Here is a 14,377-nt window from a genome sequence, read left to right as displayed (position 1 = left end):
GTCTGCCATGGCATCGATGAGCGAACTCCCCGCCGCGCGCCCCGAGCCGCCTGCCAGCACCACCGAGGCTGCGGTGGCCGTGGTCCTGTGTGTCGATGACGAGCCGGCCATCCTCAGCTCGCTTCGGCGGCTGCTGCGACCCAAGGGCTACAAGGTCCTGCTGGCCGAAGGCGGGCAGGCGGGGCTGGACACGCTGGCCCGCGAGCCGGTGGACCTGGTCGTGTCGGACATGCGCATGCCCGAGATGGACGGCGCGCAATTCCTGGAGCAGGTCCGGCTGCGCTGGCCCGAGGTGATCCGCATCCTGCTGACGGGCTATGCGGACGTGAGCTCCACCATCGCAGCGATCAACCGCGGCGAGATCCACCGCTACATCGCCAAGCCCTGGGACGACCAGAACATGCTCATGGTCGTCGAGGACGGGCTGCGGCGTCGGCGCCTGGAGCAGGAGAACCTGCGCCTGCAGGCCTTGACGCAGGTCCAGAACCAGGAACTGCAGGCCCTCAACGCCGGCCTGGAGGCGCGCGTCAAGGCACGCACCCAGGAGATCGAGCAGATCAACGGCATGCTGGAGCAGGCTTATGCCGAGCTGCAGAGCAACTTCCTGCTGTCCATCAATGTGTTCGCGGGCCTGACGGAGCTGCGCGATGGCAGCATGGCCGGCTACTCGCGCCAGGTCGCGGCCCTGGCCAGGGCGACCGCCCACCAGCTGGGCCTGGGCCCTCTGGCCGAACAGGACCTGCACATCGCCGGCCTGCTGCACGAGGTGGGCAAGCTGGGCTTTCCCGATGCACTGCTGCGCAAGCCCATGTCCCTGATGCGGGGCGAGGAGCTGCAGCTTTTCAGGCGTCATCCCCTGCATGCGGAGTCGGCGCTGATGCCGCTGGCCCAGCTGCAGCGGGCCGCGCGCCTCGTGCGTGCCCAGCACGAGCGCCTGGACGGCAAGGGCTTTCCGGACGGGCTCGCGGGCGAGCAGCTGTCCCTGGCGGCGCAGGTCCTCGCGGCCGCGGTGGACTACCACGGCCTGCAGAGCGGACGCCTGGCCGAGCGCCGCTACAGCGCGGAGGAAGCGCTGTCCATGGTGAAGGGCGGCGCCGATGTCCGCTATGCCAAGGTCGTCGTCGAGGCCCTTGGCGTCGCGCTTCAGAGCCTGGCCGAGCAGGGGCCGCAGGACCGCCTGATCCTGGCCCAGGACCTGGTCGAGGGCATGGTGCTCTCGCGGGATCTGACCAGTCCGCAGGGGGCCTTGCTCCTGGCCCGTGGCTACGTCTTCGACGCGCGGGTGGTCAAGCAGGTGCGGGAGTATGCGAGGCGTGAGGGCGTCAAGCTGCAGCTCCATGTGCGCCTCGACCCGGCCACGCCTTCGGGCCCGGTGGCCGGACAGGGTGTTCAGCAAGCAGTGTGAGGAGAGGTCTCATGGCTGAAAAGATTCTCCTGGTGGATGACGAGCCCCATATCCTGCGGGCCCTGCAACGACTCCTGCGGCTGGGGCTGCAGGACGCGCAGCTGCAGCCCTATGCCCTGGAGGCCTTCACCGATCCCGCCGAGGCCTTGCGCCGGGCGCGGTCGGTGCCCTATGCCCTGGTGGTCTCGGACTACCGGATGCCGCAGATGACGGGTGTTGATTTCCTCAAGTCCCTGCGCGAGTTGCAGCCGGACTGCGCGCGAGTCATCCTCTCCGGCTACGCCGACCTGAACGGTCTGATGGCGGCGATCAACGACGTCGGCATCATGCGCTTCATCGCCAAGCCCTGGAATGACCATGAGCTGCTGTGCGGGCTTAGCCAGATCCTGCGCCTGCGCGAGCTCGCCCTTGAGAATCAGCGACTGGCGGATCTGGTCCGCGAGCAGCAGGGAAAGCTCAGCGCCCAGGAGGTGGAGCTGCGCCGGCTGGAACGGCTGGAGCCCGGGCTGACCAAGGTGAACTGGGGACCGGACGGCTCCTTCCTGCTGGAGGACCCCGGCGAGGTCCAGTTGTGAGTGATGTGCTGCCGCCACTGTTCGTTGCGGCGCTGGAAGCGGTCAGCACGCCGACGCTGGTGCATGCAGGCGAACAGGTCCTGCATGCCAATGCCAGCATGCAGCGGCTGCTGGGCTTTGATCTGGAGACCCTGCAGGGCATGCGCTTCGATGCCTGGGCCAGTGAGCAGACCCGGGCCGCGCTGTTCGACTATGGCCAGCGCTGCCTGCACGAGCTCGGGGAGCTGCCGTCGGCGGAGGCGGAGGCCGTCACGGCCAGCGGGGCCATCCGCTACCTGGAGCTCCATGCCCGCCAGGTGCGGCTGGACGAGCAGGTCCTGGCAGTCATCACCTGCCAGGACCTCAGCGACATGCGCCACGTGCAGAGCAGCCTGCTGGACGTAGGCCGGGTCCTGCACCAGATCATCGAGAACAGCCCGGTGGCCACCTTCGTGCTGAACGCCGAGCACCGGGTCACGCAATGGAATGCCGCGTGCACCAAGCTCACCGGCATCGAGATGGTGGACCTGCTGATGGGCGACAAGGAGCCCTGGCAGGCCTTCTACAAATGGCCGCGCCCCCTGCTGGCCGATCTCATCATCGACGGGACGGTGTCCGAAACGGCCCAGACCGCCGAGGGCGAGCGCTGCCAGGCCTCGCTGCTGATCCCGGGCGCCTTCGAGGCGGAGCGCTTCTTCCCCCAGATGGGCGAGCATGGGCGTTGGCTGTACCTGACCGCGGCCCCGCTGACCGACGCCCAGGGTCGTGTGGTGGGCGCCATCGAGACCCTGCAGGATGTCACGGCGCGGCGCCAGGCCGAGGAGCAGGTGCGCCGGCATCGCCAGGAGCTGGAGGAGCTGGTGGCGGAGCGTACCGCCGAGCTGCTGGGCATGCACCATGAGCTCGAGGCCTTTCTCGAGAATGCCTCGGTGGGCATCATCACCACCTCGCGCCAGCGCATCACCCGCGCCAACAAGAAGTTCGCCGAGATGTTCGAGTTCGGCAGCGAAAGCCCGCTGGACCATGACAGCGTCGAGCTCTTCACGAGCAAGGAGTCCTACGACTCGCTGGGGGCTGTGGCCTATCCCCTGCTGTCCCGCGGCGAGTCCCTGCTGCATGAGATGGAGATGTGCACGCTGCGGGGCAATCGGATCTGGGTGCAGATGATCGCCTATGTGGCCGATCCTCAGAACACCCAGGCCGGCACCTGGTGGCTGCTGCAGGACCGCACCGAGGTGCGTCGCGTGCAGGCCGAGCTGCAGCAGAACTTCGAGCGCATGAAGGAAACCAATGCCCGACTCGAGGAGGCGCAGAACCAGCTGCTGCAGTCCGAGAAGATGGCGTCCATCGGCCAGCTGGCGGCGGGTGTCGCGCACGAGATCAACAACCCCATCGGCTTCGTCAGCTCCAATGTCGGGACGCTGCGGCGCTATGTCGAGGGCATGTTCATGCTGCTCGACCACTACGAGCAGGTTGACCGCAGCCAGCTGCCGCCCGAGCTGAGGCAGGCGATCGAGCAGCAGCGCGTGGCGCTGGACATGGACTTCCTCAAGGAGGACCTGCCCCAGCTGCTGGATGAGAGCGACGAGGGCCTGACCCGTGTGAAGAAGATCGTCCAGGACCTCAAGGACTTCTCGCGCGTGGACCAGTCCGACTGGCAGGACGCGGACCTGAACGCGGGCCTGGACTCCACGCTCAACGTGGTGATGAACGAGGTCAAGTACAAGGCGGACGTCGTCAAGCACTACCAGGCCATCCCCACGGTGCGCTGCCGCGCCGCCCAGCTGAACCAGGTCTTCATGAACCTGATCGTGAACGCGGCCCACGCCATCACGGGGCGCGGCGTCATCACCCTGTCCACGCGCCAGGAGGGCGACTGGGTGTGCGTCAGCGTGCAGGACACCGGTTCCGGCATGAGCGAGGCCACCCTGCGCCGCATCTTTGAACCCTTCTTCACGACCAAACCCGTGGGGCGGGGCACCGGGCTCGGCCTGTCGCTGTCCTTCTCCATCGTGAAGAAGCATGGCGGGCGGATCGAGGTGGAGTCCCGCCAGGGCGAGGGCAGCTGCTTCAGCGTGTGGATCCCCATTGCCGGCCCTGCCGATGCGGGAGAGGACGCCAGCCCGCTGCCCGCCGCCTGAGAGGCCCGCCCGCGTCGGGAGCCGTCGGTCCGGGGCTTGACGGCCGGGCCTGGCAAGCAGCCAATAGACACTCAGAAGGCAGAGGCCGACAGGTCTTGAGGAAGCCACGAGGCGGTACCGACGTGCCCGCCCGCATGGCAGCCGGCAGGGAGCCATGACAGTCCTTGGACGCTTGGACGTCTGGAAGGGGGCTCCCATGCTGAACACCATCACGCGCATGCTGACCGCGCTGAGCGTGTCCGCGCTGCTGACCATGGCCATCCTGCTGGGCGCCTCGCTATGGGGCGTGCGGCACAGCGAGGCCATTGCCCGCCAGACCTTCGACGCCAAGGACGTCGCCGCCGACATCCTGCCGCCGCCGCTGTACCTGATCGAGCTGCGCCTGGTGCTTTCACAGGCCCAGGAAGGCCTGCTGAGCCGCGAGCAGGCGACGGCCGAGCTCGGCCGGCTGCGCACGGAGTACGACGCCCGCATCGCCTACTGGAAGGCCAATCCGCCGCATGGGCTGGAGGTGCAGCTGATGGGCGCGCAGCACCAGGCCGCTGAGCGCTTCTTTGACAGCGCCCAGCAGCTGCTGGCCTTGCCGGCGGACGTGGACGCCGAGCAGCGCAAGGCCGCCCTGGCCCGCGCCCATGCCCAGTACCTGGAGCACCGCGCCGGCGTGGACGTGACGGTGCAGGCCGCCAACCGCTTCGCCGAGAGCTCGGTGGCGGAGTTCGACGCCACCGGCCGGCGTCTGATCGGCAGCCAGGCGCTGCTGACCGTGCTGGCGATGGCCCTGCTGCTGCTCTTCGGTCGCCTCATGGGGCGGCGCATCTGCGAGCCCATCCGCCGGGCCGTCAGCGTGGCTGAGGCCGTGGCCCAGGGCATCCTCTCCTCGCGCATCCAGGTCGAGGGCCCGCGGGAGACGGTGCAACTGCTGCAGGCCCTGAGCCAGATGAACCAGAACCTCTCCTCACTGGTCAGTCATGTGCGGGCCAGTGCCGACGACATGGCCCAGGGCATCGGCGAGATCGCCACGGGCAATGCCGACCTCAGCCACCGCACCGAGAACCAGGCGTCCAACCTGGAGCGCACGGCGTCCGCGCTGGAGCAGCTCAGCAGCACCATGCGCGACAACGCCGAGACCGCCGGCCAGGCCGCGAGCATGGCGCGCGAGGTGCATCAGGTGGCCGAACGCGGCGGCGGCACCGTGCAGCGGGTGGTGCAGACCATGCAGGGCATCCATGGCGCCAGCGAGCGCATCGGCGAGATCATCGGTGTGATCGACAGCATTGCCTTCCAGACCAACATCCTGGCCCTCAACGCGGCCGTGGAGGCGGCCCGGGCGGGCGAACAGGGCCGCGGCTTCGCCGTGGTGGCCAGCGAGGTGCGGGCCCTGGCCCAGCGCAGTGCCGGCGCGGCCAAGGAGATCGCCCATCTGATCCAGGACAGCATGGCACGCGTGGAACGCGGCAATGCCCTGGTCGGCGAGGCGGGCCAGACCATGGGCGAGCTGGTGGCGCAGATGCAGCGCCTGCGCGACCTGATCGACCGCCTGAGCCATGCCAACAGCGAGCAGTCGCAGGGCATCACCCAGATCAACGGCGCGGTGGCGCAGCTCGACGGCATGACGCAGCAGAACGCCGCGCTCGTGGAGCAGAGCGCCGCGGCGGCCGAGAGCCTGTCACGGCAGTCCGGGCGGCTGGTCGAATGCGTGCAGCGCTTCCAGCTGTGAATCGACGCGCGGCGGGGTCAGGTCTTGCCTGGGGCGAGCTCAGTGGCTGGTCCGGAAGGCGCTGACCATCTCCGCCAGGCGCGAGGCCTGGTGCTGCAGGCTTTCCGCCGCCGCCGTGCTCTGCTCGACCAGGGCCGCGTTCTGCTGCGTGACCTGGTCCAGCTGCGTCACCGCCGAGCCCACCTGGGCGATGCCGCGTGACTGCTCCTGGCTGGCCGTGGCGATCTCGCCGATCAGGTCGCTCACCCGCTGCACCTGGGAGACGATGCTGCTCATGGACTGCCCCGCCTCCTCGACCAGGCGGTTGCCATGGTCGACCTGCTCGACGCTCTGGCTGATGAGGCTCTTGATCTCGCGTGCCGCCTGCGCCGAGCGCTGGGCCAGGGCCCGCACCTCGCCAGCCACCACGGCGAAGCCGCGGCCCTGCTCGCCGGCCCGGGCCGCCTCCACGGCCGCGTTGAGGGCCAGGATGTTGGTCTGGAAAGCGATGCCGTCGATGGTGCCGATGATGTCGGCGATGCGGCGCGAGGAGTCGGCGATGCCCTGCATGGTGTTCACCACCTGACCCACCAGCGCGCCGCCCTGGCCCGCGGCCGAGGAGGCCTCGCGCGCCAGGCGATCGGCCTGCGAGGCGGTGTCTGCATTGTTGGTGACGGTGCCGGCCAGCTGCTCCATGGAGGCCGCCGTCTGCTGGAGGTTGCTGGCCTGCTCCTCGGTGCGCTGGCTGAGGTCGGCCGTGCCGGTGGCGATCTCGGAGGAGCCGGTGGCGATGGTGTCGCTGCTCTCGCGCACCCGCTGCACCATGGTCGACAGGCTGGCCGACATGGTGTTGAGCGCTTCCAGCAGCTCATGGGCTTCGTCGCGGCCGCGCGTGTGCACCTGCTCGCGCAGGTCGCCGTCCGCCACCCTGCGGGCCAGCTGCACGGCCTGGTGCAGGGGCTGGACGATGGATCGCGTGCAGCACAGGGCCGCGACGCCTGTCAGCAGGGTCGCTGCGGCCGACAGCAGCACGGACCACAGCTTGACGCGTGCCTCCAGCCGTTCCAGCTCGTCAAAGCTGGCCTGCGCCTCCTTGCTCTGCAAGGCGATGAGCTGGTCGATGGCGGCCTTGGCCTGCACGCCCAGCGGCTGGATCTTCTGACCGTAGATCAGCTCGGCACTGGCGCTTTCCCCTTGCTTGAGCAGGTCCCGCGCCGCCAGCAGCCCCTGCTTGACGTAGGCCCCCCGTGTCTCGGCAAAGCGATCAGCCAGCGCCTTCTCCTCGGCACCCAGCGGACCCTGGGTGTAGCGCTTCCACGTCTCGGTGACCTCGGCCACATTGGCGCGCAGCTGCTGGTCCAGGGCCTCGACCTTGGCCGGCTGCGGATCGCGCAGCATCTCCATCACCAGGACGCGGTTGCGCAGCATCAGGGCGTCGATGGCACCGATCTGCTGGATGGGCAGCATGCGCTGCTGATGCAGCGCGCGGGCCTGTTCCCCCATGCGGTGGCTGCTCTGCCAGCCCAGGATGCCCAGCAGCAGCATCAGCACCAGCACCACACCAAAAGCCAGGCCCAGGCGCGGGCCAATCCTCAAACTCCTAAGGCTTTCCATCTTGTTCAACTCCCTTTGTTCCCTCCGGGATGGGCGCGGCCTGGGGCCGTCTACTAGACAATGCTCAAGGTTCGGGGGCCATGGTGAGTGTGGTTTTGAGAAATATCAAGTCCAGCTCAGGTGCGTCTGCGATGAACGAGGCAGGCATGAAAAAAGGCCTCCACGCGGGAGGCCTCCTGGCGTGCCGGCGAGGCCGGGCTTACATGCTGCGGCGGTACTGGCCCCCCACCTCGAACAGCGCCGAGGTGATCTGGCCCAGCGAGCAGACGCGCACGGCGTCCATCAGCACCTCGAAGACGTTCTTGTTGTCGATCACGGCCTGCTGCAGGCGTTGCAGCATGGCGGGCGACTGCGCGGCATGGCGCTCATGGAAGGCGGCCAGGCGCGAGAGCTGGCTCTGCTTTTCCTCGTCCGTCGAGCGGGCCAGCTCGATGTGCTCGGGCACCGGCTCGCCATGCGGGTTGCGGAAGGTGTTGACGCCGATGATGGGGTACTCGCCGGTGTGCTTGAGCATCTCGTAGTGCAGCGACTCCTCCTGGATCTTGCTGCGCTGGTAGCCCGTCTCCATCGCGCCCAGCACGCCGCCGCGCTCGGCGATCTTCTCGAACTCGGCCAGCACGGCTTCCTCGACCAGCTCGGTCAGCTCCTCGATGATGAAGGCGCCCTGCGAGGGGTTCTCGTTCTTGGCCAGGCCCCACTCGCGGTTGATGATCAGCTGGATGGCCATGGCACGGCGCACGCTCTCTTCCGTGGGCGTGGTGATGGCCTCGTCGTAGGCGTTGGTGTGCAGCGAGTTGCAGTTGTCGTAGATCGCGATCAGCGCCTGCAGCGTGGTGCGGATGTCGTTGAAGGCGATTTCCTGCGCATGCAGCGAGCGGCCGGAGGTCTGGATGTGGTACTTGAGCTTCTGGCTGCGCTCGTTGGCGCCGTACTTGTCACGCATGGCCACGGCCCAGATGCGGCGCGCCACACGGCCCAGCACGGTGTACTCGGGGTCCATGCCGTTGCTGAAGAAGAAGCTCAGGTTGGGCGCGAAGTCGTCGATGTGCATGCCGCGCGCCAGGTAGGCTTCGACGAAGGTGAAGCCGTTGGAGAGCGTCAGCGCCAGCTGCGAGATGGGGTTCGCGCCGGCCTCGGCGATGTGATAGCCGGAGATCGACACCGAGTAGAAGTTGCGCACGTTGTGGTGCACGAAGTACTCGGCGATGTCGCCCATCACCTTCAGCGAGAACTCGGTCGAGAAGATGCAGGTGTTCTGGCCCTGGTCTTCCTTCAGGATGTCGGCCTGCACGGTGCCGCGCACGTTGGCCAGCACCCAGGCCTTGATCTTGGCCGTCTCGTCGGCGGTCGGGTCTCGGCCGTTGTCCGCCTTGAACTTGGCGATCTGCTGGTCGATGGCCGTGTTCATGAACATGGCCAGAATGGACGGCGCCGGGCCGTTGATGGTCATGGACACGCTGGTGGTGGGGCTGCAGAGGTCGAAGCCGTCGTACAGCACCTTCATGTCGTCCAGCGTCGCGATGCTGACGCCGGAGTTGCCCACCTTGCCGTAGATGTCCGGCCGCGGGGCGGGGTCGGCGCCGTAGAGCGTGACCGAGTCGAAGGCCGTGGACAGGCGCTTGGCGGGCATGCCCTCCGAGACCAGCTTGAAGCGGCGGTTGGTGCGGAAGGCATCGCCCTCGCCGGCGAACATGCGGGTGGGGTCCTCGCCCTCGCGCTTGAAGGCGAAGACGCCGGCGGTGTAGGGGAAGGAGCCGGGCACGTTCTCCAGCATCAGCCACTTGAGCAGCTCGCCCTGGCACTCGTAGTGCGGCAGCACGACCTTCTTGATCTTGGTGCCCGAAAGGCTGGTCGAGACGAGGCTGGTGCGGATTTCCTTGTCGCGGATCTTGACCACGTATTCGTCGCCGGCGTAGGCCTTCTGCATGTCGGGCCACTGGGCCAGCAGCTGGCGGGCGTCGGCGTCCTGGCGCGCCTCGCGCGCGGTGGCCAGCTCAGCCAGCGCGCCGCGGGCGTTCTGCTTCTCCGGATTGGCCTCCAGCAGCATGCGGCTGGCGCCGTGCAGCTGCTGGATCTCGCGGGCGAGCTGGGCCTGCTGGCGGGCGCGCTTCTTGTAGCCGCGCACGCTGTCGCTGATCTCGGCCAGGTAGCGCACGCGGGCCGGCGGCACGATGGGCGTCTGGTGGGTGCTGAAGCGAGTGCTGACCAGGGGCAGGCGGCCCTCGGCCAGCTGCAGGCCCAGCTCGGCCAGACGCGGCTTGAGGGCCTGGAACAGGGCGGTCACGCCGTCGTCGTTGAAGCGGCTGGCCATGGTGCCGAAGACGGGCATGTCCTCGGCCTTCTTGCCCCAGGCTGACCGGTTGCGCTGGACCTGCTTGGCGACGTCGCGCCAGGCATCGGCCGCGCCCTTGCGGTCGAACTTGTTGATGGCGACGAACTCGGCGAAGTCCAGCATGTCGATCTTCTCGAGCTGGCTGGCCGCGCCGAACTCGGGCGTCATCACGTACATGGGGATGTCCACGTGCGGGACGATGGCGGCGTCACCCTGGCCGATGCCCGAGGTCTCGACGATGACCAGGTCGAAGCCGGCCACCTTGGCCGCCGCGATCACATCGGGCAGGGCCTTGCTGATCTCGCTGCCGAAGTCCCGCGTGGCCAGCGAGCGCATGAACACGCGCGAGCCCTGGCTCCACGGCGAGATGGCGTTCATGCGGATGCGGTCGCCCAGCAGGGCGCCGCCGCTCTTGCGGCGCGAGGGGTCGATGGAGATGAGCGCCACGCGCAGGCGGTCGTCCTGGTCCAGGCGCAGGCGGCGGATGAGCTCGTCGGTCAGGCTGGACTTGCCGGCGCCGCCGGTGCCGGTGATGCCCAGCACGGGGGTCTTGAGGCCAGCCGCCTGCTCGCGCAGGGCCTGGACGAGGCCGGCGTCCGCCTTCTCGTTCTCCAGGGCCGTCATGAGCTGGGCCAGGGCGCGCCAGGCGCCTTCGGTCTGGCCCTGGATGGCGGCGATGTCGGTGGGGGCGAAGGCGCTGATGTCCTTGTCGCAGCGCATCACCATCTCGCCGATCATGCCTTGCAGGCCCATGCGCTGCCCGTCCTCGGGGCTGAAGATGCGCACGCCGTGCTCGGCCAGGTCGCGGATCTCGGCCGGCACGATCACGCCGCCGCCGCCGCCATAGACCTGGATGTGCTCGCCGCCGCGCTCCTTCAGCAGCTGCACCATGTACTTGAAATACTCGACGTGCCCGCCCTGGTAGGAGGAGATGGCGATGCCCTGGGCATCTTCCTGCAGCGCGGCGGTGACGACCTCGTCCACCGAGCGGTTGTGGCCCAGGTGGATCACCTCGGCACCCATGCCCTGCAGGATGCGGCGCATGATGTTGATCGCGGCATCGTGGCCATCGAAGAGGCTGGCGGCCGTCACGAAACGCACCTTGTGGGTGGGACGGTAGTCGGCGAGGGCCTTGAATTCGGCGGACAAGTCGGTCATCGCGGGTCTCCTGCTGGGCCGGCCGGGGTGACGGCATGGGCCCGGTTCTATCAGCAACAAGGGCCCGATTCTAGGTGCGACTTGACGTTTACGTAAACGTCAATCCTTCGCGTTCCGGCGAGGCTGGGCCGGCGAGGGAGGCAAGGCGGGGAGGCGGCACGGTCACAGGCTCTGCAGCGAGGCGGGCGCCGTCTGCATGAAGCGCTGCTGGCCGGGCTCGCGCAGCTGCCACTTCTCGGCCAGGGCCATGAAGCGGGCGGCGGAGACCGGCCGCGAGAACCAGTGGCCCTGGTAGCCCATGCAGCCCATGCTGCGCAGGCAGTCCAGCTGGCGCACGTTCTCCACGCCCTCGGCCACCACCTCCAGGCCCATGTCCAGGCCCAGGTGCACGATGGTCTCGGCGATGCGGCAGGCGTCGGCGTCGTCGGGCAGGTCATGCACGAAGGATTGGTCGACCTTGAGCTGGTCCAGGGGCAGGCCGCGCAGGCGGCTCAGCGAGGAGAAGCCGGTGCCGAAGTCGTCCAGGGCCAGGCGGATGCCGCGCTCGCGCATGCGCTGCATGCGCTCCTGGAGCTGCTCGAAGTTGTCGGAGTAGGCGGACTCGGTCAGCTCGAACTTCAGCAGCCCGGCCTGGGCCAGGGCAGGCGGCACGGTGGCGATGAGCTTCTCGGTGGCGCTCTCGGACTGCAGCTGGATGGAGCTGACATTGATGGAGATGGGGATCCCATGCAGCGGTCCGCCGTCCTGCCAGGCGACCAGCAGGCGGCAGACCTGTTCCAGCAGGCGCTGCCCGGCCGGCTCGATCAGCCCGGTGGCTTCGGCAATGGGCACGAATTCGGCGGGCGACACCAGCCCGCGCTTGGGATGGCGCCAGCGCATCAGCACCTCGGCGCCGATCAGCTCGCCCTCGGCATTGCACTGGGCCTGGAAGAAGGGCTCGATCTCGCCGGCCGCGATGCCCCGCGCGAAGTCCAGCTCCTGGGCCGAGGCCTGGCGCGCGTCGCGCAGCATGGTGACGATGCAGGCATAGATCAGCAGGGCCGTCAGCACGGCGACCAGGCCCACGCCGACCTGGCGTGTCTGCAGCGGCACCGTGGGCGTCTCCACGAAGCGCAGCTCGAAGGTCTGCAGCGCGACAAAGGCGCCGAGGATCAGCACGGACATCACGCTCAGCAGCCAGCCCGGCCGGTACTGCAGCAGGAAGTAGCTGCAGACGAAGAGCGGGATCAGGTAGAGCTGGGTGCTGCGCGGCACGCCGCCTGAGGGCAGGTCCGCCAGCAGGCTCAGGGCCAGCACCACCAGCCAGGCGCAGAAGCAGTAGAACACCGAGGCCGTGCGCGGCAGCCTGTGCTTCAGCAGCAGCAGCGTGAAGGCGGAGCCGGCGACGGCCATGCCCGGCATGGCGGCCACCCAGGGCCTGCCAATGAAGAGGAAGTGGGCGGCCCAGGGCAGCGAACCGAGGATGGTCAGCCAGGCCATTACTCGCAGCACATGCTCGCGGCGGCGGGCGAAGGCCTGGGGCACGAGGCCCTCGTTGGACTCCAGGCGCGACAGCAGCTGCCAGACGCCATGCCAGCGCCCGGAGAGATCGGGGGGTCGTGTCGTTGCCAGGCCCGGGCCCTGTGGGCTTCTCATCGCCGCTCCCTGCTGCGAATTCGCCGGGCGCGCGACGGCGCCCGTGCCGGGTCCATTGTGCATGCCTGCCTTCGGCCTGACATGACCCGCCGCCCGTGCGGACCCCATGCCGGCCCGGCCGGTGGGCAATCTGCCACAGACCGGCGGGGCGAGCGGGCGCCCTGCGTGAGGTCAGCGGCCGCTGCCGGCCAGGCGGAAGCCGCTGACCAGTTCCGCCAGGCGGCTGGCCTGCTCCTTCAGCGACTCGGCGGCCGCCGCACTCTGCTCCACCAGCGCGGCGTTCTGCTGGGTGGCCTGGTCCAGCTGGGTGACGGCCTGGTTGACGGCGCCGATGCCGTCGCGCTGCTCCACCGTGCTGGCCGAGATCTCGCCGATGATGTCGCTGACCCGGTTCACGCTGGCCACGATCTCGTCCATGGTGCTGCCGGCCTGCTGCACCAGGCGCGAGCCCACCTCGACCCGCTCCACGCTGGCACCGATCAGGCTCTTGATCTCCTTGGCTGCCTCGGCGCTGCGCTGGGCCAGGCTGCGCACCTCGGCGGCCACCACGGCGAAGCCGCGGCCCTGCTCGCCGGCGCGCGCCGCCTCCACGGCCGCATTGAGCGCGAGGATGTTGGTCTGGAAGGCGATGCCATCGATCACGCCGATGATGTCGCTGATGCGGCGCGAGCTGGCGTTGATCTCCTCCATGGTGCTGACCACCTGCCCCACGACGGCGCCGCCGCGCTGGGCCACCTCGGCCGCGCTGCCCGCCAGCTGGTTGGCCGTGGCCGCGCTGTCGGCGCTGTGGCTGACGGTGCCGGTCAGCTGACCGGTGGCGCCGGCGGCCTGCTGCAGGTTGGAGGCCGTCTGCTCCGTGCGATGACTCAGGTCCAGATTGCCCGAGGCGATCTCGGCGCTGGCCGTCTGGATGTTCTCGGTGCTCTCACGCACCTCGCTGACGATGCGGTTCAGCGCCTCCTTCATGCGGGAGAGGGCGCGCTGCACCTCGCCGATCTCGTCCTGGCGGCTGCTGTCCAGGCGGCCGCTGAGGTCGCCATTGCCGATGCGCTCGGCCTCGCCCACCAGGGCCTTGAGCGGGTTCGCGATGGAGCGCACCAGGGACCAGGTGCCCAGCCCCAGGGCCAGCACGATGACGCCCATCAGTGCGGCCACGCTCCACACCGTGCGCATGCGCTCGTCGCCCGCCCGCTGCTGCATGGCCTGGGCCTTGTCGGCCTGGATCTGCACGAAGGCCTGCTGGGCTTCGAGGTAGCTGTCCACGGCCTGCTGGATGCGGCCCAGGCCGCTGCGCACGCCATCGGCGTCACCGGCGGCCTTGAGCTTGCCGACTTCATTGCGCAGGCCGATGTAGGCCTGGCGCTGCTCGGCGATGCGCTGCATGGCGCGCTTCTCCTCGTCGGAACTGGCCAGCTCCTCCAGCTGCTTCTGCAAACCGCTGATCTGCTGGGTGGTGGCCTCGATCATGGGCTTGGCCAGCTTGCTCACCGAGTCGTCGGGAGCGGCCAGGCCCAGGATCACTCGCGTCGCATTGGTCTCGGTCATGCCCCGCCAGCGCAGCGAATGGCTCAGCTTGAGCTGCTGGTCCTGCTGGGCTTTCATGGCCTCCTGCAGCAGGTGGGAGGTGCGCAGGGCCGCGCCGGCCGTCATCAGCACGGTGACCACGGTGAGCGCGATTACCGGCAGCCACAGGCGCGTCGCAATCGACAGGTGCTTCATGGGCGTCTCCACTGAATCTTGTTGGTTTGCACGGGCGTCGGGTGCCGCCCGCGTGCCGATGATGATTCAGACGCGCCCGCACCGGTAGCATTCCCTGGCGGGATCTGAGGCATTTCCGCTACG

8 protein-coding genes are annotated in these 14,377 nt (G+C 68.7%); 4 read left to right on the top strand and 4 right to left on the bottom strand.

Going from position 1 to position 14,377, the window contains the following annotated elements:
• The first annotated feature begins 7 nt into the window (after nt 1-7).
• The 4 genes from O9Y01_RS05465 to O9Y01_RS05450 all read left to right on the top strand — a co-directional run bounded on the left by O9Y01_RS05465 (nt 8) and on the right by O9Y01_RS05450 (nt 5,817).
• On the top strand, nt 8-1,405 hold the full coding sequence (locus O9Y01_RS05465; RefSeq protein ID WP_269630476.1) for an HD domain-containing phosphohydrolase: 1,398 nt from the start codon (nt 8-10) through the stop codon (nt 1,403-1,405).
• A gap of 11 nt (nt 1,406-1,416) precedes the next feature.
• On the top strand, nt 1,417-1,980 hold the full coding sequence (locus O9Y01_RS05460) for a response regulator (protein WP_269630475.1): 564 nt from the start codon (nt 1,417-1,419) through the stop codon (nt 1,978-1,980).
• Between the two features lie 5 nt (nt 1,981-1,985).
• The gene (locus O9Y01_RS05455; protein WP_269630474.1) at nt 1,986-4,100 is read left to right on the top strand and encodes an ATP-binding protein; all 2,115 of its coding nucleotides are present in this window, start codon (nt 1,986-1,988) and stop codon (nt 4,098-4,100) included.
• 196 nt (nt 4,101-4,296) lie between these two features.
• Nucleotides 4,297-5,817: a methyl-accepting chemotaxis protein gene (locus O9Y01_RS05450; protein ID WP_269630473.1), complete on the top strand. Its 1,521-nt coding sequence runs from the start codon at nt 4,297-4,299 to the stop codon at nt 5,815-5,817.
• A gap of 39 nt (nt 5,818-5,856) precedes the next feature.
• On the opposite strand, the gene O9Y01_RS05445 is transcribed toward O9Y01_RS05450, so the two are convergent.
• From O9Y01_RS05445 to O9Y01_RS05430, 4 genes are all read right to left on the bottom strand, one after another.
• Nucleotides 5,857-7,392, bottom strand: coding sequence for a methyl-accepting chemotaxis protein (locus tag O9Y01_RS05445; protein ID WP_269630472.1), 1,536 nt, complete (start codon nt 7,390-7,392; stop codon nt 5,857-5,859).
• A 217-nt stretch (nt 7,393-7,609) separates the two neighbouring features.
• Nucleotides 7,610-10,900 carry a fused isobutyryl-CoA mutase/GTPase IcmF gene (gene icmF / locus O9Y01_RS05440; protein WP_269630471.1) on the bottom strand — a complete coding sequence of 1,097 codons (3,291 nt, stop codon included), beginning with the start codon at nt 10,898-10,900 and terminating at the stop codon, nt 7,610-7,612.
• 162 nt (nt 10,901-11,062) lie between these two features.
• On the bottom strand, nt 11,063-12,535 hold the full coding sequence (locus O9Y01_RS05435; RefSeq protein WP_269630470.1) for an EAL domain-containing protein: 1,473 nt from the start codon (nt 12,533-12,535) through the stop codon (nt 11,063-11,065).
• A gap of 171 nt (nt 12,536-12,706) precedes the next feature.
• Nucleotides 12,707-14,254: a methyl-accepting chemotaxis protein gene (locus tag O9Y01_RS05430; protein WP_269630469.1), complete on the bottom strand. Its 1,548-nt coding sequence runs from the start codon at nt 14,252-14,254 to the stop codon at nt 12,707-12,709.
• Nucleotides 14,255-14,377 lie beyond the last annotated feature (123 nt).

It is taken from the genome of Pelomonas sp. BJYL3, from assembly GCF_027257975.1.
Taxonomy (GTDB): Bacteria; Pseudomonadota; Gammaproteobacteria; order Burkholderiales; family Burkholderiaceae_C; genus Roseateles_B; species Roseateles_B flavus.
Note: the sequence above shows the minus strand (reverse complement) of the source record. Positions and strands in the feature narration are given on the sequence as shown.

What these genes read in the sequence shown, in the direction of transcription:
- O9Y01_RS05465 (WP_269630476.1), top strand. Translation starts at nt 8, where the DNA reads ATGGCATCGATGAGCGAACTCCCCGCCGCGCGCCCCGAGCCGCCTGCC.
- O9Y01_RS05460 (WP_269630475.1), top strand. Translation starts at nt 1,417, where the DNA reads ATGGCTGAAAAGATTCTCCTGGTGGATGACGAGCCCCATATCCTGCGG.
- O9Y01_RS05450 (WP_269630473.1), top strand. Translation starts at nt 4,297, where the DNA reads ATGCTGAACACCATCACGCGCATGCTGACCGCGCTGAGCGTGTCCGCG.
- icmF (WP_269630471.1), bottom strand. Translation starts at nt 10,900, where the DNA reads ATGACCGACTTGTCCGCCGAATTCAAGGCCCTCGCCGACTACCGTCCC.
- O9Y01_RS05435 (WP_269630470.1), bottom strand. Translation starts at nt 12,535, where the DNA reads ATGAGAAGCCCACAGGGCCCGGGCCTGGCAACGACACGACCCCCCGAT.
- O9Y01_RS05430 (WP_269630469.1), bottom strand. Translation starts at nt 14,254, where the DNA reads ATGAAGCACCTGTCGATTGCGACGCGCCTGTGGCTGCCGGTAATCGCG.